The 18,213-nt window shown below is 65.6% G+C and carries 17 protein-coding genes, 2 tRNA genes and 1 pseudogene; 6 read left to right on the top strand and 14 right to left on the bottom strand.

Features of this window, described 5'->3' with window-relative positions; all coding sequences use genetic code 11:
• Nucleotide 1: 1 nt before the first annotated feature.
• From murA to leuC, 3 genes are all read right to left on the bottom strand, one after another.
• On the bottom strand, nucleotides 2-1,327 hold the full coding sequence (murA, locus tag AC1DIM_RS08710) for a UDP-N-acetylglucosamine 1-carboxyvinyltransferase (RefSeq protein ID WP_477710083.1): 1,326 nt from the start codon (nucleotides 1,325-1,327) through the stop codon (nucleotides 2-4).
• Nucleotides 1,328-1,541: 214 nt separating this feature from the next.
• Nucleotides 1,542-2,156 carry a 3-isopropylmalate dehydratase small subunit gene (gene leuD, locus AC1DIM_RS08705; protein WP_477710082.1) on the bottom strand — a complete coding sequence of 205 codons (615 nt, stop codon included), beginning with the start codon at nucleotides 2,154-2,156 and terminating at the stop codon, nucleotides 1,542-1,544.
• A 9-nt stretch (nucleotides 2,157-2,165) separates the two neighbouring features.
• A complete protein-coding gene (gene leuC / locus AC1DIM_RS08700) occupies nucleotides 2,166-3,620 on the bottom strand; it encodes a 3-isopropylmalate dehydratase large subunit (RefSeq protein WP_477710081.1) in 1,455 nt (484 codons plus the stop codon).
• 115 nt (nucleotides 3,621-3,735) lie between these two features.
• Here leuC and AC1DIM_RS08695 point away from each other — a divergent pair, with 115 nt between their 5' ends.
• The gene (locus AC1DIM_RS08695) at nucleotides 3,736-4,455 is read left to right on the top strand and encodes an IclR family transcriptional regulator (RefSeq protein WP_164199166.1); all 720 of its coding nucleotides are present in this window, start codon (nucleotides 3,736-3,738) and stop codon (nucleotides 4,453-4,455) included.
• A 64-nt stretch (nucleotides 4,456-4,519) separates the two neighbouring features.
• Nucleotides 4,520-5,062, top strand: coding sequence for a DUF1697 domain-containing protein (locus AC1DIM_RS08690; RefSeq protein ID WP_477710080.1), 543 nt, complete (start codon nucleotides 4,520-4,522; stop codon nucleotides 5,060-5,062).
• A gap of 3 nt (nucleotides 5,063-5,065) precedes the next feature.
• On the opposite strand, the gene AC1DIM_RS08685 is transcribed toward AC1DIM_RS08690, so the two are convergent.
• The 4 genes from AC1DIM_RS08685 to AC1DIM_RS08670 form a co-directional block, all read right to left on the bottom strand.
• A complete protein-coding gene (locus tag AC1DIM_RS08685) occupies nucleotides 5,066-6,682 on the bottom strand; it encodes a GTPase (RefSeq protein WP_477710079.1) in 1,617 nt (538 codons plus the stop codon).
• Nucleotides 6,679-8,394 (bottom strand): dynamin family protein, encoded by a 1,716-nt coding sequence (locus AC1DIM_RS08680; protein WP_477710145.1) that lies wholly within the window; start codon nucleotides 8,392-8,394, stop codon nucleotides 6,679-6,681. Before AC1DIM_RS08680 ends, AC1DIM_RS08685 begins: the two co-directional genes overlap by 4 nt.
• Before the next feature lie 215 nt (nucleotides 8,395-8,609).
• Nucleotides 8,610-8,682, bottom strand: a tRNA-Glu gene (locus AC1DIM_RS08675).
• A 144-nt stretch (nucleotides 8,683-8,826) separates the two neighbouring features.
• A tRNA-Gln gene (locus AC1DIM_RS08670) sits at nucleotides 8,827-8,898 on the bottom strand.
• Nucleotides 8,899-9,195: 297 nt separating this feature from the next.
• Here AC1DIM_RS08670 and AC1DIM_RS08665 point away from each other — a divergent pair.
• The 3 genes and pseudogenes from AC1DIM_RS08665 (at nucleotide 9,196) to AC1DIM_RS08655 (ending at nucleotide 10,385) form a co-directional block, all read left to right on the top strand.
• Nucleotides 9,196-9,468, top strand: coding sequence for a hypothetical protein (locus AC1DIM_RS08665; RefSeq protein ID WP_477710144.1), 273 nt, complete (start codon nucleotides 9,196-9,198; stop codon nucleotides 9,466-9,468).
• Nucleotides 9,425-9,514, top strand: a pseudogene (locus AC1DIM_RS08660) (hypothetical protein); the annotation flags it as partial. The gene AC1DIM_RS08665 and the pseudogene AC1DIM_RS08660, both read left to right, overlap by 44 nt.
• Before the next feature lie 190 nt (nucleotides 9,515-9,704).
• A complete protein-coding gene (locus tag AC1DIM_RS08655) occupies nucleotides 9,705-10,385 on the top strand; it encodes a hypothetical protein (protein WP_477710078.1) in 681 nt (226 codons plus the stop codon).
• Here AC1DIM_RS08655 and AC1DIM_RS08650 read toward each other — a convergent pair.
• From AC1DIM_RS08650 to AC1DIM_RS08635, 4 genes are read right to left on the bottom strand one after another with little or no spacing between them, the layout of a single operon-like run.
• Nucleotides 10,370-11,107, bottom strand: a complete 738-nt coding sequence (locus AC1DIM_RS08650; protein ID WP_477710077.1) for an HAD family hydrolase — start codon at nucleotides 11,105-11,107, stop codon at nucleotides 10,370-10,372. The genes AC1DIM_RS08655 and AC1DIM_RS08650 overlap by 16 nt on opposite strands.
• Nucleotides 11,107-12,621: a glutamate--tRNA ligase gene (gene gltX / locus AC1DIM_RS08645; RefSeq protein ID WP_477710076.1), complete on the bottom strand. Its 1,515-nt coding sequence runs from the start codon at nucleotides 12,619-12,621 to the stop codon at nucleotides 11,107-11,109. The genes AC1DIM_RS08650 and gltX overlap by 1 nt, the downstream gene beginning before the upstream one ends.
• A gap of 60 nt (nucleotides 12,622-12,681) precedes the next feature.
• The gene (locus AC1DIM_RS08640; RefSeq protein ID WP_477710075.1) at nucleotides 12,682-13,458 is read right to left on the bottom strand and encodes a fumarylacetoacetate hydrolase family protein; all 777 of its coding nucleotides are present in this window, start codon (nucleotides 13,456-13,458) and stop codon (nucleotides 12,682-12,684) included.
• A 55-nt stretch (nucleotides 13,459-13,513) separates the two neighbouring features.
• A complete protein-coding gene (locus AC1DIM_RS08635; protein ID WP_477710074.1) occupies nucleotides 13,514-14,311 on the bottom strand; it encodes an MBL fold metallo-hydrolase in 798 nt (265 codons plus the stop codon).
• Nucleotides 14,312-14,449: 138 nt separating this feature from the next.
• Between AC1DIM_RS08635 and AC1DIM_RS08630 the strand changes: the two genes are divergently transcribed.
• The gene (locus AC1DIM_RS08630) at nucleotides 14,450-15,055 is read left to right on the top strand and encodes a hypothetical protein (RefSeq protein ID WP_477710073.1); all 606 of its coding nucleotides are present in this window, start codon (nucleotides 14,450-14,452) and stop codon (nucleotides 15,053-15,055) included.
• A 103-nt stretch (nucleotides 15,056-15,158) separates the two neighbouring features.
• On the opposite strand, the gene AC1DIM_RS08625 is transcribed toward AC1DIM_RS08630, so the two are convergent.
• The 3 genes from AC1DIM_RS08625 to AC1DIM_RS08615 all read right to left on the bottom strand — a co-directional run bounded on the left by AC1DIM_RS08625 (nucleotide 15,159) and on the right by AC1DIM_RS08615 (nucleotide 18,042).
• On the bottom strand, nucleotides 15,159-16,271 hold the full coding sequence (locus tag AC1DIM_RS08625; protein WP_477710072.1) for a branched-chain amino acid aminotransferase: 1,113 nt from the start codon (nucleotides 16,269-16,271) through the stop codon (nucleotides 15,159-15,161).
• Between the two features lie 112 nt (nucleotides 16,272-16,383).
• Nucleotides 16,384-17,433, bottom strand: a complete 1,050-nt coding sequence (locus tag AC1DIM_RS08620) for a 3-isopropylmalate dehydrogenase (protein ID WP_477710071.1) — start codon at nucleotides 17,431-17,433, stop codon at nucleotides 16,384-16,386.
• Between the two features lie 78 nt (nucleotides 17,434-17,511).
• A complete protein-coding gene (locus AC1DIM_RS08615; RefSeq protein ID WP_477710070.1) occupies nucleotides 17,512-18,042 on the bottom strand; it encodes a class F sortase in 531 nt (176 codons plus the stop codon).
• Between the last annotated feature and the right edge of the window lie 171 nt (nucleotides 18,043-18,213).

Genomic DNA, 18,213 nt, shown 5'->3' with positions numbered 1-18,213 from the left:
GCTACTTGGTCGAGGTGATGTCGAAATCGGCGCCGAGGCCGGCCAGCTTTTCGGTAAACCGTTCGTAGCCCCGGTTGATGATGTCGATTCCGGTCACGCGCGAAGTGCCGGTGGCGGCCAGGGCCGCGATCAGGTGGCTGAAGCCGCCGCGCAGGTCCGGAACGTCGATGTCGGTGCCCTTAAGCTGGGTGGGCCCGGAGATGACGGCCGAGTGGAGGAAGTTCCGTTGGCCGAAGCGGCACGGCACGCTTCCCAGGCACTCGCGGTGCACCTGGATGTTGGCGCCCATCCGGATGAGGGCGTCGGTAAAACCGAACCTGTTTTCATAAACGGTCTCATGCACAATCGACACGCCCTCCGCCTGGGTCAGGGCCACCACCAAGGGCTGCTGCCAGTCGGTCATAAAGCCGGGGTGCACATCGGTTTCGAGGACCAGCGGGTTGAGTTTGCCGCCGCGGTGGTAGAAGCGGATGCCGTCATCGCCGATGTCCATGCCGCCGCCCACCTTGCGGTAGGTGTTCAGGAACGTCATCATGTCCCGCTGCGAGGCACCTTCGACGAAAATGTCGCCGCGGGTGACCAGCGCCGCGGAGGCCCAGGACGCTGATTCGTTGCGGTCCGAGAGGGCCCGATGGTTGTAGCCGCCCAGGTCCTTGACGCCTTCGATGCGGATGGTCCGGTCCGTCTGGACGCTGATGATGGCGCCCATTTTCTGCAGCACCGCGATAAGGTCGATGATTTCCGGTTCCGTGGCCGCACCGGAGAGTTCCGTGATTCCTTCGGCGCGGGTGGCGCTGAGCAGTACCTGCTCCGTGGCTCCCACCGACGGATAAGGCAGGGAAATCTTGGCTCCTTGCAGGCCCCGGGGCGCGGAAATATGGATGCCGCCCGGACGTTTCTCCACGACGGCGCCAAACTGGCGCAGCACGTTGAGGTGGTAGTCGATGGGCCGATCGCCAATCTTGCAACCACCCAGGTCAGGGATGAAAGCCTCGCCGATTGCGTGGATGAGTGGTCCGCAGAGCAGGATGGGGATCCTCGAATCCCCGGCGTGCGCATCAATCGCGGTGCTCGGGGCGGTCTTGGCCCCCTTCGGATCCAGCGTGAGGTCACCACTGACGGGATCCTTGACGACCGTCACGCCGTGCAGCTGCAGCAGCGACGTGACAACCTCGACGTCCTTGATCTCCGGAACGTTCCGCAACACCGACGGTTCGTTGCCCAGCAAGGCTGCCACCATCGCTTTGGGAACAAGATTCTTGGCCCCACGGACGTTGACGCGGCCTGTCAGCGGGACTCCGCCACGGATTGTCAGAACACTACTCATATACCGGTTTCCTTACGATTACTCGCCCCCAAACACTTGCAAAGGCTCCAGCTAAGCATAGGAGGTCACGTTACCGAACCGAAATACGGCGGCGTCAAAGCCTGCGGTGCGGCGTCGTTCCTTCCGCCGTCGCGCCAGTCCCGCCAGAAGCAACGCGGGGTCACTCCGCGCCCGATAATTCGACTTCATTGGGCGTTGAGTGACCCCGCGTTGCTTAGGAAGATGCTGAGGAAAGCCGGGCCGGCAGCGTGGTTGGTTTGAACGCAGGACGGGTGGCTTCGTAGGCCGTAATGTCCTCTTCGTGCTGGAGGGTGAGGCCGATGTCATCCAGGCCTTCGAGAAGCCGCCAGCGGGTGTAATCGTCAATCTCGAACGGCGCCACAATGCTGCCGCAGCTGACCGTTTTAGACACCAGATCAACGGTGACTTCGGCACCCGGGGCGTTCTCGAGTTCCTTCCAGATCAGCTCGATGTCATCCTGGGCGAGTTCGGCGGCAAGGAGGCCCTGCTTGCCGGAGTTGCCGCGGAAAATGTCAGCAAACCGGGACGACAGGACGGTCTTGAAGCCGTAGTCCTTCAGGGCCCAGACGGCGTGCTCACGGGAGGACCCGGTGCCGAAGTCCGGACCTGCAACCAGGACGGAGCCGGCGTTGAACGGAGCCTGGTTCAAGATGAAGGCCGGATCCTTGCGCCAGGCGGAGAAGAGCGCGTCCTCAAAACCGGTGCGGGTGATCCGTTTGAGGTAGACGGCCGGGATGATCTGGTCCGTGTCAACGTTGCTCTGGCGCAGCGGGACGCCGATGCCGGTGTGGGTGGTGAACTTTTCCATGGCGGTCTCCTAGGCTGCGTCGGTGCGGATGGCGGCGGATTCGGGGGCCGGATCAAGGTCCGACGGCGAGCTCAGGGTTCCGCGGATGGCCGTGGCGGCTGCCACTACCGGCGAAACCAGGTGCGTGCGGCCGCCCTTGCCCTGCCGGCCTTCGAAGTTGCGGTTTGAGGTTGACGCGCAGCGCTCCCCCACCTCCAACTGGTCCGGGTTCATGCCCAAGCACATGGAGCAGCCGGCGAAGCGCCACTCGGCACCGAACTCCTTGAAGACCTTGTCCAGGCCCTCAGCCTCGGCTTCGAGCCGCACACGGGCCGAACCCGGAACCACGAGCATCCGGATGTTGGGGTCCTTCTGCCGTCCGCGGATGACGTCCGCGGCGGCCCGGAGGTCCTCCATGCGCGAGTTGGTGCAGGAACCCAGGAAGACGGTGTCCACCCGGATGTCCTTCATGGGCGTTCCGGCCGTCAGGCCCATGTACTGCAGGGCGCGCTCGGCGGCAGCCTTGGCGTTCTCGTCGCCGAAGTCTTCCGGTGAGGGCACGGACGAGGAGAGCGAGACGCCCTGGCCGGGGTTGGTGCCCCAGGTGACGAACGGCTCCAGCGTGTCGGCGTCCAGGTCCACCTCGACGTCAAACGTGGCGTCGTCGTCGGTACGCAGTGTGTTCCAGTACTCGACGGCGGCATCCCAGTCAGCTCCCTGGGGAGCGTGCGGGCGGCCAAACATGTAGTCGTATGTGGTCTGGTCCGGGGCCACCAGGCCGGCGCGGGCGCCGGCCTCGATGGACATGTTGCAGATGGTCATCCGGGCTTCCATGGACAGCGCGCGAATGGCGGAGCCACGGTATTCCAGGACGTAGCCCTGGCCTCCGCCGGTGCCGATCTTGGCAATGACCGCGAGGATGATGTCCTTGGCCGTGACGCCCGGACGCAGGGTGCCTTCAACGTTGATGGCCATGGTCTTGAACGGCTTCAGGGACAGTGTCTGGGTGGCCATGACGTGTTCCACCTCGGACGTGCCGATCCCCATGGCCAGGGCACCGAAAGCGCCGTGCGTGGAGGTATGGGAGTCTCCGCAGACAACGGTCATGCCGGGCTGGGTCAGGCCGAGCTGCGGGCCCACAACGTGCACAATGCCCTGCTCTGCATCCCCGAGCGAGTGCAGCCGGACGCCGAACTCCGCGCAGTTGTTGCGCAGGGTCTGGATCTGGGTGCGGCTGGTGAGGTCAGCGATGGGCTTATCGATGTCCAGCGTGGGAGTGTTGTGGTCTTCGGTGGCGATGGTGAGATCCGGGCGGCGCAGCTTCCTGCCTGCCAGCCGGAGGCCTTCGAACGCCTGCGGGGATGTCACCTCGTGGACAAGGTGGAGATCGATGAAGAGAAGGTCGGGCTGGGCGTTGGCTCCCTCGCCGTCGCCTTTGCGCACCACATGTGCGTCCCAGACTTTCTCGGCCAGTGTTTTCGCCACGGCCAGCTCCCTTCACTGCATGTTTTGGCTGTTAAGCTCCACTGAACCAGCAGCGGTGTGCACAATGCCACTCGAAAGATTTGCATCTCAGATAATGAGACGGCAATATCATTACATGGACAATTCTAGTGGAGTCGGCGTCATTGATAAAGCGGCCCATGTGCTTGATGCCTTGGAGGCCGGGCCCACCACGCTGGCACAGCTGGTGGCCGCCACGGGACTCGCCCGGCCCACGGTCCACAGGCTGGCGCTGGCGCTGATCCACCACCGGCTGGTCAGCCGGGACATCCAGGGCAGGTTCGTCCTGGGCAGCCGCCTCGTGGAGCTGGCCTCCGCCGCTGGCGAGGACCGGCTCATTGCCTCGGCCGGGCCCATCCTGATGCAGCTGCGCGACGCCACCGGCGAAAGCTCGCAGATCTTCCGGCGCCAGGGCGAGTGGCGCGTCTGCGTCGCTTCCGCCGAGCGGCCCATCGGCCTGCGCGACACCATCCCCGTGGGCACCCAGCTGTCCATGAAGGCTGGCTCCGCCGCCCAGGTGCTGCTCGCCTGGGAGGACCACGACCGGCTCCTTGAGGGCCTGCAGGCCGCCCGCTTCACGCCCACCGTATTGGCAGGCGTACGACGGCGGGGCTGGGGGCAGAGCCTCGGCGAACGTGAGCCGGGGGTGGCGTCAGTCTCGGCCCCCGTCCGGGGGCCGTCCGGGCGTGTCATCGCCGCTGTCTCGATCTCGGGGCCGATCGAACGCCTGACCCGCCAGCCGGGCCGGCTCCACGCCGAAGTGGTCTGCAACGCCGGCCGGCTCCTCACCGAGGCGCTGCGCAAGAACAACGACTGAACACGCCGCCGCAACGTCAGCGCCGGCGGCGTCACCGCTGGCCTGCCATGGCTAAGCTGTCCGCATGAACAGCTACGCAGTCTTCCTCCGCGGCATCAACGTGGGCGGGATCAACATCAAAATGGCCGAGCTCAGGGAAGCGCTTGCGTCCGCGGGGTTCAAAGGCGTCAAGACCCTCCTGGCCAGCGGCAATGTGGTGCTTGCCAGCCCGGACGAGCCGGGGGCTGTCAAGCAGAAGTTCGAAAAATGCCTGCGCGATACGTTCGGCTACGACGCCTGGGTGGTTGTGCTCACCGCCCAACGGGTGGCCGAGCTGGTGGATGCCTGCCCCTACCCGGAGGACGACAAGGYCACCCACACGTACATCACACTGTCCTCGGACACCGCCAAGCTCGATGAGCTGGACGCGGCAGGGGCGGCGCTGGACGGCACGGAACAGAAGCGGCTCGGTCCGGAGGCCCTGGCCTGGCTCGCTCCGGCCGGCGGGACGCTGGACAGCCCCTTCAGCAAGATCTCCGCCAAGGCGAAGTTCAAGGCAAGCACCACCACCCGGAACCTCCGGACCCTGATCAAGGTGCGGGACGCCGCGGCCGCAGTGGCGCAATAGGCCTTACGTTCCGCCCGCGGCTTTGAGCGCGGTGTTGAAGGAACTGAGCCTGCTCACCTCGATTTCCACCGGCTCCACCACCAGGTCCCCGGCGACCTTGCCGACAGCCGCCCGGAGTCGTTTCCTTGCCCTGGCCGCCCGCGCCCTTGCCGCGCCCGCACCGATGACCTTCCCGGTGAGAGCCAGGAAGATCCCCAAAACGACGCCGCCGGCGATCATCAGGGTGGGAAGGGGCCACCCCTCGACCCGCGGCACTTCCGGCACGGGCAGCTGAAGGTACGCGAGCCCGGCCAGCACGCCGAGCCAGCCCAAACCACCGACCACTATGGCCAGCGCCAGCCACTGGACCACATTGAACGCGCCCCACCACCAGGACTTCCGGAAGGTCATCAGGTCGGTCCCGGCAATGGCCTGGTCCAGGGCGTCCGGCAGCGCGTCCCGCCCTTCACGGGCAGCACCGCGGATGGCCGCCCGCCACGGCCCCGGAGCGCCCTCACTGGCAGCGTCCGCGAACTCGCGGACTGCTGCATCCGTCCGGGCGCGTTCAGGGGCCCCGGCGGGCGGGAGCGACGTGCGGTTGAGCCGGGATGGAGACGAACTCCTCAGGTTAAGCCGGCGCAGTGGATCGGACCTGAAGCGCAGCAGCCACCGGGTGACCGGCCACCCGGTGCGGCGTGTCGATTCCATGCGATAGGACGTGGCCACGGCGTCGACCACCAGCGGCACGTTCGCTGCCGTGGCCAACTCATCCGTGAGCCGTGAAGTGGACGACGGCCTGACGCCGGCTGCCTCACCCACACCCGAGACGTCACTGAGCTGCCGGGAGGCGCGCGTGACGTCGGCGCCAAGCCTTTGGGAAAGCGCCTGGCGGTGCGTGACCACGCCACGGATGGCGCTCCGGACCCTGTCCACGCCTTTGCCTGTCAGCGCGGAGGCGCCGAGGACCTGCACCCTGCCCAGTCCGTCGCGTGCGAGGATCCCCTGGAGCGACTCCAACACCGGCTCGACGTCCCGTTCGGGCAACCTGTCCACTTGGTTCAGCACCACCAGCGTCACTGCTCCGTGGGCGGCCAGGGGCCTGAGGAAGTCGTTGTGCACGGCAGCGTCGGCGTATTTTTGCGGATCAAGCACCCAGACCAGGACATCAACCAGGCCCACCATGCGCTCCACGATCTCGCGGTTGGCCGCCCGGGTGGAATCGAAGTCCGGAAGGTCCAGCAGGATCAGCCCTGTCTCCTCGTCCGCGAAGCCTTCAACTGGAACGGCATGGTGCCGGTTACGCACCTCCAGCCAGTCGAGCAACGGCTCGCTGCCGTCCGCTCCCCAGACTCCTGCCAAAGGTTCCGACGTGGTGGGACGGCGGGCTGCCGCCGTCGCGATTTCAGCACCGCTCACCGCGTTGAACAGTGACGATTTGCCGCTGCCGGTGGCACCGAAGAAGCCCACCACGGTGTGGTCGGCGGACAGTGACCGCCGCGTGCTCGCACGGTCGAGGAGCTGGAGCACCTCGTCCAGGGAAGAGTCGGGCAGGACCCCCTCCGCCAGTTCCCGCGCGTCATTGAGCGCCGCCAGCCTGCGGTCCAGCTGCGATGCTTCCCGGGTAACGCGGTGGCGGCTCATGTGCGCTCCGCCAGCCGGGCGAGGTTTATGGAGTGGTCCACGAGGGTATGTGAGGTATCCGTGCCGCCTGCCGGGAGGCGCTCGAGGAACTTCTGCTGCTCCGCCTCCAGCAACCGCTGGCAGCGGGCATGGAGGTCATCCCTGGCCGTCTGGGCGAGCCTGCGGACGGCGTCCTCACCGAATACTGCCTCAAGCAGTCTCTGGCCCACGATGGCGGTGCCGCCTGCCACGCCGATCTCCAGCCCCGTGAGGCCGGCCGTCGTGGAAAACACCACAATCATCAGAGCGGCGCCGAGCCCGTTGATGCCGAACGAGAGCCACCGGGCCTGGGTGCGTTTCCCCTGCCCCTCCGTGCGGATCAGCTCCATCAGGCCAGCCTGCCAGGCTCGGATCTCCGCCGCGGTCACGTCGGCGAACCCATGGCTGGTTCCGGACAGATCATCGGTACCCAGCAACGCGCGGCCGGCGGGGTCCGAGCGCCAGCGCTGGTCCGTGTCTTCGCCGGCGTTGGCGGCTTCATCCAGGATGACGGCCTGCAGCCCGGTTTCGATGGCCACCTCAACCCGGACTGCCGGCGTGGGCTCGCCCCGGAAGAACGCCCCCAACCTGTCCCGCAGCCGTCCAACGTTCTGCTCCAGGGTCCGGAAAAACTCACCTGTCCCAACAAAGTCCTGCCAGCGCGCCAGCACTTCGCCGCGAAGCAGCGAGCCGTCCTTGGTGGCATTCAGGATCCTGGCAACGGCGTCGCGGTATGCGGCCTGGGCGTCGGCCCGGAGCGACGCCGCGGCGCGCTCCTGACCATGGACCGCATCAGCCACAGCGCTGACCCTCCCGGCCAACGCCTTGACCGTCCCGTTCAGCGTCCGGCGGGCAATCTCTGAACGTCCCGCCGCATCAGCCGCAAGATCCCTCAGCCAGACCTGCAGCGGCTCCACGGAATGAGGCGGCAGCATGCCCATGCCATCCAGGTCCGTCTCGGGGACAACGAACAGCCTGGCTGCCCCGAGTCCTTCCTTCTGCAGCAACCCGCGGAGATCGGCGCTGACTTCTGCTTCGGCCTCGGCAGGCACGCGGTCCAGCACGACGGCAACCATGATGTCCCTCGAGGACGCATCCAGGAGCAGCTTCCAGGGAACCGCGTCCGCGTAGCGGTTGGCCGTGGTGACGAAGACCCAAAGGTCAGCAGCGGCCAGCAGTTGCCCCGCCAGCCTGCGGTTGTCATCCGAAATGGAATCGACGTCGGGGGCGTCCAGCAGCGCGATGCCCTGCGGAACTGCAGGGTCTGCCACCAGCACCAGGGAGGAAATGGCCTCGGCGTCCGGTGTAGCACCCGCCCGGCTGGCCGGGAGTGCTTCCGACGAGATGGTGCCCCGGATCCGGTTGAGGCTGGGCAGCACGCGTTGGCCCTCGAACCAGCCGGCGTCGGCGGGATGGTGCAGCAGGATGGGTTGCCGCGTGGTGGGTCTGATGGCCCCGGAACGGGTGACGGGATGCCCCACGAGGGCATTCACCAGTGTTGACTTGCCGGCGCCGGTGGAACCTCCGACGACGGCGAGCAGCGGGGCGTCAAGGCTGCGATAGCGCGGGAGGATGTAGTCATCCAGTTGGGCCACCGCGTTCCGGACCTCCGTCCGGGCCTGCCCGACGTCCGTGAGGGCCAGCGGCAGTGCCACGGCGGCCAGGTCGGCCCGCACCGCCTCGAGCAGTTCCACGGCGGCCTGTGCGGCGCGGTCCGCCGCGGTGTGGTCCGCCGGAGGGCCGGGCTGGCTGCGTGGTGCGCGTGGCGGGGGCGGTGGAGGCTGAGGTGGCGAACCGTCGGAGGAGGTCACAGCATCATCATGCCAGTTCAGCCGGCGATCCCGTCCGGGCATCACACAATCAGCCAAAGAAAAACGGCCCCGGGCTGATGCCCGGGACCGTCATATTGTGACCCCAGCGGGATTCGAACCCGCGTTACCGCCGTGAGAGGGCAGCGTACTAGGCCGCTATACGATGGGGCCGCGTACTTCCAGGAAGCCTACGCTTCCAACCGGCTTTCGGCCGGCGCGCTCAGTGATTATTTCATACACCGAGCAACTGTTTCAAATCGGCGAACCGACCTGAAACCCCCGATTTGCGATACATTTTCAGTACCTGAATCAGAGCTGGGATACCAGGACTCGAACCTAGAATGACGGTACCAGAAACCGTAGTGTTGCCAATTACACCATATCCCAATGATACTTTCGGGCCGGAGTTTTAGGCTTCAACCTGCGCTCCGTGCGCCTCAGCACGAGAAATTACTCTACCCGAGACTTTTCGTTGGCACAAATCGGCGGGACGGGCTGCGTGCCAGGCCGGCGGGGCATCCAACCCTTGCCATCCGCACCGTCGCAAGTTTACTCTCGGTAAGTTACTGACTAGTAACAAAATGTCGAGAGGGTTCATCCGTGCCACAGAGTCGTGCCGCAGCTTCCACCCAGACCCCCGCCCGGACCCGGGCACAAAAGATTGCCATCGCAGTCTTGGCCCTGATGCTGATTGGACTCCTAGGGTTCTACACGCTGGTTACCGGACGGATATCGGACGGATCCGCGAAGCTACGGGACGGTGCGGGGCAGGCGTCCGCCGGCGCAGCCCAACTCAAGGACGGCGCCGGTCAACTCGCAAACCGACGTCAACAACAAGCTCGCGCCGGGTGTCTACAAGGTGGACGACGCCGCGCACAAACTCGCCGCCGGAGCTTCCCAACTGGCCGCCGCCCTGACGGCTACTGCAGCGGGCAATGCCGAGAACAACCTGGCTGACGGCGCCGGTGCCCTGGACGCCGGCGCTGCCCGGCTGGCATCAGGGGCCGGCGATCTGGCCGCCGGAACGGGGCAGCTGAAGGGGTACCGGGGTGCGAACAATTCCCCTGAGGCAGGTACCGGCACCGCGGCCTTGGCGCAGGCACTTGAGCTTCTTGAGGCCGCCGCCTCGGATCCGCTGCAGGGACTGGTTCCGCTGGCCGCCGTCAAGGACAAGATCGCCAAAATAGCGGCTGATGCCCAAGCTCGATGCCGGCGCCTCTGCTTTGCAGGCAGGGGCCGGCAAACTCAACGACGGCTCGGTGCAGCTGCATGCGGGAACGGGTCGCCTCACCGCTGGCTTCGCCACACTCGGTGAAAAGCTCAACAGCCGCGATCCGGCCAATCCGGGTGTTGTGCTGGGCACCGAACTGCTCGCCGCCGGAACGTCACAGATCCGAACCGGCATGGACGGCGTTCCGGGCAATCCTGAGCGTCCGGGCTTGGTCAATGCGGTCGCCAGGATTACCGAGGGCAGCTCGCGGCTGGCCGAAGGAACGAACGCGCTGAACACAGGCATCAAAGGCAATCCCGCCGACCCGGGCAACCCTGGACTCCTGAACGGTTCACAGGCCCTCGCTGCCGGCGCTTCGGAGCTTGCGGCCGGCAACACCAAGCTGGCCTCGGGGTCCACGGAGTTGGCTTCCGGCGCAGGGAAGCTCGCAGAAGGCAACGCCCGGATCGCTGATGGAACAGCAACCCTTTACACGAACGCAGCTGCGGTCTCGCCAGCAAACGTAGCGGGAAAGTCCGATACGGCCGTGGCACTGGGACTGGTCGCCGTACTGGTATTCGGGGCCATCGGCACCTACCTGGTGCTATGGACCCGGCGAAGGGGACAACCCGTTCGTGAGACGCGAAGTCAGCCCAGCAGCTGAGCCAGCGAGGCGACCTCGTGGCCCGCAAACCCGGGCACAGCCTCCCCCACCCTGTTGAGCCAAACGCCCACCAGTCCTGCCGCCGTCGAACCCTGCGCGTCCAGCAGCCGGTTGTCCCCCACGTAGAGCGTCTCGCTCGGGGCGGTCCCCAGGAGTCGGACACCTTCCAGGTAGATCGCGGGCTCCGGCTTGGCCACCCCTACGGTGTCTGTTCCCACCAGGCGGCCCACACGTTCCAGCCCCGCGGCGTCGAGCTTTGCGCGCTGGTAGTCGTGCACGTTGTTGCTGACGGCCCCATAGGGGATGCCGGCGTCGTCGAGCACATCAAGGAGCGGAAGGACATCCTCAAAAGCCCGGACATACGCCGGCTGCAGCTCGCTGTAAGCCGTCAACCACCGGTGCGCCTCTTCGCCGTCGGCAAGTTCCACCCCGAAGTGCCCCAGGGCGGCCCGGCCCCGCAGCAGGCGCTGGTCATTGAAGGTCAGCTCGCCCGTCAGGTACCTGTCGTAGTAGTGAGTCGTTTCGTGCGTGAAAATCCGGCCGAAACGCTCCCACCCGGTCTGGTCCAGACCGGGCAAAAGGTGTTCGCTGACCTCGCGCAGGGCCGTAGTCATGGCGTATTCGAGATCAACAAGGGTGTCATCGATGTCGAAGAGCACACCCCTGACGGTCCCGAAACGCGTCTTCAGGACTCCCCCAGCCTCCATACCGGCAATAGTCATCAGCCGCGGAAGGTGCGGAGCCGGCTCAAGGATGAGTCCTTGCCCAGGATCACCATGGATTCAAACAGCGGCGGTGAGATGCGGCGTCCGGAGATGGCGGTGCGAACAGGCCCAAAGGCCAGCCGGGGCTTGATGCCCAGATCCTCCACGAGTGCCTGCTTCAAGGCCGCCTGGATGTACTCCGGGGTCCAGTCCTGAACCGGTTCCAGGGCCGCCAGGGCGGCGTCGAGAACTTCAGCCAGGTTCGCCGGCAGGCCCTTGCGGGCGTCATCGGCGATGTCAATGGCGTCGTCGGCCTTGAACAGGAACCCGAGCATTTCCGGTGCTTCGCCCAGCAGGGTGACCCGTTCCTGGATCAGCGGTGCGGCTTCCGTGAGGATCTCCTCCTGGCGTGCCGTGAGCTCGTCCCCCACGAAACCGGCGGTCCGCAGGTACGGGACAAGCCGGGCACGGAAGTCCTCGGGGTTGAGCATGCGGATGTGGGTGCCGTTGATGGCCTCGGCCTTTTTGATGTCAAAGCGCGCTGGGTTTGCGAGCACATCCTGGACATCGAAGTATTCAATCAACTGATCCACGGTGAAAATGTCCTCATCGGCGGAAAGGCTCCAGCCCAGCAGCGAGAGGTAGTTCAGCAGGCCCTCCGGAATGAACCCGCGGTCGCGCAGCAGGAAGAGGTTGGACTCCGGATCACGCTTGGAGAGTTTCTTGTTGCCCTCCCCCATGACGTACGGGAGGTGGCCAAAGAGGGGCAGGTAGCTGGCAACGCCGATTTCGATCAGGTAGCGGATCAGCACTACCTGACGCGGAGTGGAGGAAAGAAGGTCCTCACCGCGCAGCACGTGGGTGATGCCCATCAGGGCGTCGTCCACGGGGTTAACCAGGGTGTACAGCGGCGAACCGTCGGCACGGACGATGACGTAGTCCGGGATGCTTCCGGCTTTGAACGTGATGTCGCCGCGGACCAGGTCGGTGAAGACCACGTCCTCGTCAGGCATCCGGACGCGGAGGACGGGCTTGCGGCCCTCGGCCTTGAAGGCCGCCAGCTGCTCTTCAGTAAGTTCGCGGTCGAAGTTGTCGTAGCCGAGCTTGGGGTCGCGGCCGGCGGCACGGTGGCGCGCCTCCACCTCATCGGGCGAGGAATAGCATTCGTAGGCGTAACCGGCTTCAAGGAGCTTCGCGACGACGTCCTTGTACAGGTCCAGCCGCTGTGACTGCCGGTAGGGCTCATGCGGGCCGCCGACCTCCACGCCCTCTTCCCAGGTGATCCCCAGCCACTTGAGGGCCTCCAGCAACTGCTGGTAGCTCTCTTCGGAGTCACGGGCTGCGTCCGTATCCTCGATCCGGAACACGAACGTGCCCTTGGTGTGCTTGGCGTGGGCCCAGTTGAACAGGGCTGTCCGGATAAGCCCTACGTGCGGTGTTCCGGTAGGCGAGGGGCAGAACCGGACGCGCACCGGGGTTTCGGCAGTGACGGACGGGACGGAGGCAGCAGTCGACGCAGAAGCAGTAGTCATAGTGGTTCCAACTTTACCGCTTGCCGGGGCGCACCCGGGCCCGGTTCCAGGCGCGACCGGTCAGCGGCGGACCACAGGGTTGGAGAGGCGTCCGATCCCTTCGATTTCCACCTCATAGCGGTCGCCGGCTTGGAGAAGTCCCACACCCGCGGGGGTGCCGGTCATGATGACATCGCCGGGCAGCAGCGTAAAGGCCCGCGAGACGATGGACACCAGCTCGCGGACGCCACGGATCATCTGGCTGGTGCTGCCGTCCTGGCGCAGTTCGCCGTTGAGCCGGCCCTGGATCTGCAGGTCTTCGGTGTCCAGTTCGGTTTCGATCCACGGGCCCAGCGGCGCTGACGTGTCGAAGCCTTTGGCGCGGGCCCACTGCAGGTCCGTTTTCTGGACGTCGCGGGCCGTGAGGTCATTGCCGCAGGTGTAGCCGAAGATCACGTCATCAACCCGCTCCTCCGGAACGTCCTTGCAAATGCGCCCGATGACCACGCACAGCTCAGCTTCGAAGGAAATTTCCTCCGAGAACTCCGGCAGCACGATGGGATCGTTGGGTCCCACGACGGCGGTGTTGGGCTTCAGGAACAGCAGGGGCTGGGCTGGGACTTCGTTGCCCAGCTCGGCCGCGTGCTCCACGAAGTTCCGGCCGACGCCGATGACCTTGCTGCGTGGAATGATGGGGGCCAGGAGCCGGACATCCTCGAGCTTGTGCTTGATGTGGGTGCGCTCTACACCGTTGAAGAAGGGGTCGCCATTGATGACAGTGATTTCCTCACTGCCGGACTCGCCTTCAACGACGCCATAGAGGGGATCAGAATCGACTACAAACCGGGCAATACGCATGGTGAATAGCCTACAGTCTTGACCCGTTGCCCTTTGTTCCGTTCAGATGTTCCGTTCAGCCCTCGGACCGGCCCCGGAGGTAATCCAGCTGGGCCGCCACCGACATCTCGGCGGCGCGCCTGACGGAAGGTTCGACGTCGGCGTAAACCGAGTCGGCCACCTCCGCTGCGGTGGCGTCCCGGCCAAGCCGTTCCAGCGTTTCGCGGATCTGTCCGAGCCTTTCGAGGCGATGCCCGCGGTAGGCGCGGGTGATGGCCGCCAGGGAGGGAAGCACGGGCCCGTGCGCCGGCAGGACAGCGGCCTCGCCGATGGCTTCAAGCCGGTCCAGCGAATTAAGATAATCGCCCAGAGCGCCGTCAGGGTAGTCGAGCATGGTGGTTCCGCGGCCGAGGATGGTATCCCCGGTCAGCACGGAGCCGTGCGCGCCGTCGTCGGGAAGATGGAAGCACACCGAATCCGAGGTGTGCCCAGGGGTGGCCAGGACCCGGATGGAAACCCCCGCCGCCCGGATGGTTTCACCGTCCCGCAGTGGTTCGCCGCCGTGGCAGTGCCGGGGATCAGCAGCCCGCACCGGGGCGCCGGTAAGTTCCTGCAGCCGCACGGAACCCGCAGTATGGTCTGCGTGGCGGTGCGTCACCAGGATCAGTTCCACCCGGCCGAGGTCCGCCAGACGGCGGAGGTGTCCCTCGTCCGCAGGGCCCGGGTCCACCACCACTACCGAAGCCTCGGCATCGGGCGCCGAGATTGCGTAGGAGTTGGTGCCGTCCAGGCTCATCGGCCCCGGGTTGGGTGCCAGGACGAACTGTGTCAGGGCTGAGCTGCGCTGCAGGATTGGGCTGGAAGCTGAAGTCACCGTCCTATCTTTGCATCGACTCTTTGCATCGACAGCTACTTTGCCGCCGTCCCACTGCCGGAATAGAACAGAGCACGGGCGGGGTTGACCACCAGTGAAGACCACACGATGTCAAGCAGGAAGCCGAGACCCGACACCATGAGCGCTACATCCACCACCCTTGCCGATCTCCTCGCCGAGGCAGACACTGCCGGCCATGACCACGCTGCAGCGGAGAAGAACAGCGGGCTCCAGCACATCCACAACCACGCGACGGGCAGCATTGTCTGGTTTCCCACGTGGAAGAAGTTCCGCGAAACGTCGGACTGGGAAAAAACCGTCACCGAACAGGAAGCCCTTCTGGAAGCTGCCACGGAAGACGGCACGCCGTTGGAGAACGCAGCCGCTGCCCTGCTGGCGCAGCAGCTGAAACACCTGCTGGAGCGCGCCGCCGCGTCCGGAGACGTTAATGTCTTCGTGCAGGAGAACCTGACGCCGCATCTGACCGGGGCCTGGGCCCTGGGGGATGCCGTGGCACGCAAGTCCGGGTCGGCACTGACCACTGGTACGCCGTCGTCCGTTTTTTCGGCTTATCCCTACGACGTCTACGCCCAGGACGGCGGCGTCTTTGCGACAACGTTGTGGAACGACATCATCGATGCCCGCCGCAACCAGGCCCTCGCTGACGAAGCCGCGCGCAAAGCGCTGAAGCCCGTTTCGCGCAAGGCCCTCAAGAATGCTGCCCGGAAGGCCGCCCGCCGCTGATCCGCCCGGCACAGCATTGCGGGGTCACTTAACGCCCGTCCCGGTGGGGATATCGGGCGTTTAGTGACCCCGCATTGTGGTGGTCCGTGCGCGAAAGTGGTGCTTACGCGAGCCGGGCCAGCCAGCCGTGCCTGTCCGGCACGGTTCCGGTCTGGATGCCCAGGAGTTGCTCACGGACGGCCATGGTGGTCTCCCCCGCCTTCGCGTCCTCTGAGCCAATGAACTCCGTGTTGTCCTTTAGGACTCCAATGGGGGTAATCACGGCGGCGGTTCCGCACGCGAAAACCTCGGCGATCTCGCCGGACGCGACGCCGTCGCGCCACTCCGACAGCGTGATCTTGCGCTCGGCGACTTCACGGCCCATGTCCTTGGCCACCTGCATCACCGAGGAACGCGTGACGCCTTCCAGGATGGTTCCGGTGAGGGCCGGAGTGGCCAGGGAACCGTCCTTCATCACGAAGAACACGTTCATGCCGCCAAGTTCTTCCACGGCGTCGTCGTTGAAGTGGTCCAGGAACAGGACCTGCTTGCAGCCGTTGGCTTCGGCTTCCTGCTGGGCGATCAGGGAAGCGGCGTAGTTGCCGCCGCACTTCGCTGCGCCGGTACCGCCGCGGCCGGCACGGGCGTATTCGCGGGAAATCCAGATGGACACGGGCTTCAGCTCGCCGCCGAAGTAGTTGCCTGCGGGCGAGGCGATCACGCGGAAGGAGACCTCACGGGCGGCCCGGACACCCAGGAACGCCTCGGTGGCGATCATAAAAGGGCGAAGGTAAAGGGCTTCGCCGTCACCTGCCGGAACCCATTCCTTGTCTGCCGCAACCAGTTCCCGGATGGCGCCCAGGAAGTACTCAACGGGGAGTTCGGGGAGCGCCAGCCGGCGGGCCGACTTGTTCAGGCGTGCCGCGTTCGCCTCCGGACGGAACGTCCAGACTGACCCGTCAGCGTGCCGGTAGGCCTTGAGGCCCTCGAAAATCTCCTGGCCGTAGTGGAGCACCGCTGCGGACGGGTCCAGGGAGATGGGTCCGTAGGCCTCAATCCGGGGGTTGTGCCAGCCACCGGCGCCCTGTTCATCGACCGAGTAGTCCACCACAGCCGTGTGGTCGGTGAAGTAGTTGCCGAATCCCGGGTTGGCCAGGATGGCTGCACGCTCTTCAGCTGACTTCGGGGTTGCCGAAGGCTGCTGGGTGAATTCGACGCCATGGGCAGTCTGAGTCATGGTTCCTCCACGATCGGCTGCCTTGGGACGCAAAATTCAGCATTGAACCGCCGGGCAGCAGTTGGTAATTCGAAACAAGCTTACGCCCGTTGGCAGCTCCCCCGGTGCGTACCTAGAGCGCTGCGGCGATGGCGTCTCCGACGACGCTGGTGCTGCGGGCACCGCCGTCGCGGTTTTCGACGTCGGCGATCACGGCCGCCTCGATCTTCCGTGCCGCACCGGCATAGCCGAGGTGGTCCAGCAGGAGCGCCGCCGACAGGATGGCCGCGGTGGGGTCGGCCTTCTGCTTGCCCGCAATGTCAGGGGCGGAGCCGTGAACCGGTTCGAACATGGACGGAGCGGTGCGGTCCATGTTGATGTTGCCGGAGGCGGCCAATCCGATGCCTCCCGTGATGGCCGCGGCCAGGTCGGTGAGGATGTCCCCGAAGAGGTTGTCCGTGACAATCACATCGAAGCGGGACGGGTCGGTGACCATGAAGATGGTGGCCGCATCAACGTGCAGGTAGTCGTGCGTGACCTCCGGGAATTCCTGCGCCACAGCTTCGACGGTGCGCTTCCACAGATGGCCGGCGTAAACCAGGACGTTGTGCTTGTGGACGAGGGTCACGTGCTTGCGTTCCCGCGCACTGGCGCGGCGGAACGCATCCCGGACGACGCGCTCTACACCGTGTGCCGTGTTCAGTGAAACTTCGGTGGCCACCTCGTGCGGCGTGCCGGCGCGCAAAGTACCGCCGTTTCCGACGTACGGACCCTCGGTGCCCTCCCGGACCACGATGAAATCGATGACGCCGGGGTTGGCCAGTGGGCTGCCCACAGTGCCGTAGAGGCGGGAGGGCCGCAGGTTAACGTAGTGGTCCAGGCTGAACCGGAGCTTCAGGAGCATCTCACGCTCGATGATCCCCGACGGGATCCTGGTATCGCCTGGGGCGGCGCCCACCGCACCGAACAGGATCGCATCGCGGGTGCGCAGGTCCGCCAAGACCTCGTCAGGCAGGGTCTCCCCTGTCGCCAGCCAGTGCTCGGCGCCAAGCTTGTAGTGGGTCTGCTCAAGGACGACGCCTTCGGCTGCGACTGCCTTTTCGAGGACCTTCAGTGCCTCGGCGATGACCTCCGGGCCGATGCCATCACCGGGAATGACGGCGAGATTGATGGATGCGCTCATGCTTCAAGAATATTAAGGTAATCCGCATGTCGGACAATCAGTCTCAACTAGTGAGATAGAGCTGGCTATCCAAGGGCATCACCGAAGGGGAACGTTCGGGTCCGGCGAAGCAACCACCACAACGTTAGTGCCCCAGGGGTCATCCGTGTAGCAGGAAATAAGGACCAGCCTGTTGGGCACAACCTGCCAGATGGGACTGTCCTTCAGGCCTGACTTGCTGTAGGTCGTCACAGAATCCACGCGGTAGGCCAGTTGGCCGGTGGCGGTGGAGACGGTGAGCTGGTCGCCCACAGCGGCCTTCGTGCTCAGCCGGTTGAAAGGTGCATCCCGGTCCACCCAGTCGTGGCCGGCCACATAGGTGGTGTTGGTAGAGCCGGCACCTGGTACGCCGTAGGGGGTGAGCCAGTAACCGTCCATGGTGTCTGGCGGGACGATGGACTGGCTTGCCTGGTCCGCCGCGCTGGGCTCCAAGGGGTGGATCGGCACGTCCATGTCCGCCGCAGGGTAGATCAGCCGCTGGGGCGCGGATGCGGCCGGGCCTGCCGGGACGGGAGCCGCCGGTACGGACGGCGCGGCCGTTGGGGTGGGTACTTGCGTTGGTGTCGGCACGGACAGTGCCGTGGGCAGTGGCTGGACAATATTTGTTTCCGGCGAAGTCGCGGGCACCGTTGCCTGGGGAAGGAATGAGACAGCGACATAAGCAAGGAGCCCGCAAAGGACAATAAACAGGATGCTTCTGGCATGGAAAATCCGCCGCGGAGTGTCCGGAGCCGGCTCCGA

The organism is Pseudarthrobacter sp. 01T43 (assembly GCF_056398665.1).
This window is presented reverse-complemented; position numbering and strand designations above follow the sequence as displayed.

What these genes read in the sequence shown, in the direction of transcription:
- murA (WP_477710083.1), bottom strand. Translation starts at nt 1,327, where the DNA reads ATGAGTAGTGTTCTGACAATCCGTGGCGGAGTCCCGCTGACAGGCCGC.
- leuD (WP_477710082.1), bottom strand. Translation starts at nt 2,156, where the DNA reads ATGGAAAAGTTCACCACCCACACCGGCATCGGCGTCCCGCTGCGCCAG.
- AC1DIM_RS08695 (WP_164199166.1), top strand. Translation starts at nt 3,736, where the DNA reads ATGGACAATTCTAGTGGAGTCGGCGTCATTGATAAAGCGGCCCATGTG.
- AC1DIM_RS08685 (WP_477710079.1), bottom strand. Translation starts at nt 6,682, where the DNA reads ATGAGCCGCCACCGCGTTACCCGGGAAGCATCGCAGCTGGACCGCAGG.
- AC1DIM_RS08665 (WP_477710144.1), top strand. Translation starts at nt 9,196, where the DNA reads ATGCTGATTGGACTCCTAGGGTTCTACACGCTGGTTACCGGACGGATA.
- AC1DIM_RS08655 (WP_477710078.1), top strand. Translation starts at nt 9,705, where the DNA reads ATGCCCAAGCTCGATGCCGGCGCCTCTGCTTTGCAGGCAGGGGCCGGC.
- AC1DIM_RS08650 (WP_477710077.1), bottom strand. Translation starts at nt 11,107, where the DNA reads ATGACTATTGCCGGTATGGAGGCTGGGGGAGTCCTGAAGACGCGTTTC.
- gltX (WP_477710076.1), bottom strand. Translation starts at nt 12,621, where the DNA reads ATGACTACTGCTTCTGCGTCGACTGCTGCCTCCGTCCCGTCCGTCACT.
- AC1DIM_RS08640 (WP_477710075.1), bottom strand. Translation starts at nt 13,458, where the DNA reads ATGCGTATTGCCCGGTTTGTAGTCGATTCTGATCCCCTCTATGGCGTC.
- AC1DIM_RS08630 (WP_477710073.1), top strand. Translation starts at nt 14,450, where the DNA reads ATGAGCGCTACATCCACCACCCTTGCCGATCTCCTCGCCGAGGCAGAC.
- AC1DIM_RS08625 (WP_477710072.1), bottom strand. Translation starts at nt 16,271, where the DNA reads ATGACTCAGACTGCCCATGGCGTCGAATTCACCCAGCAGCCTTCGGCA.
- AC1DIM_RS08620 (WP_477710071.1), bottom strand. Translation starts at nt 17,433, where the DNA reads ATGAGCGCATCCATCAATCTCGCCGTCATTCCCGGTGATGGCATCGGC.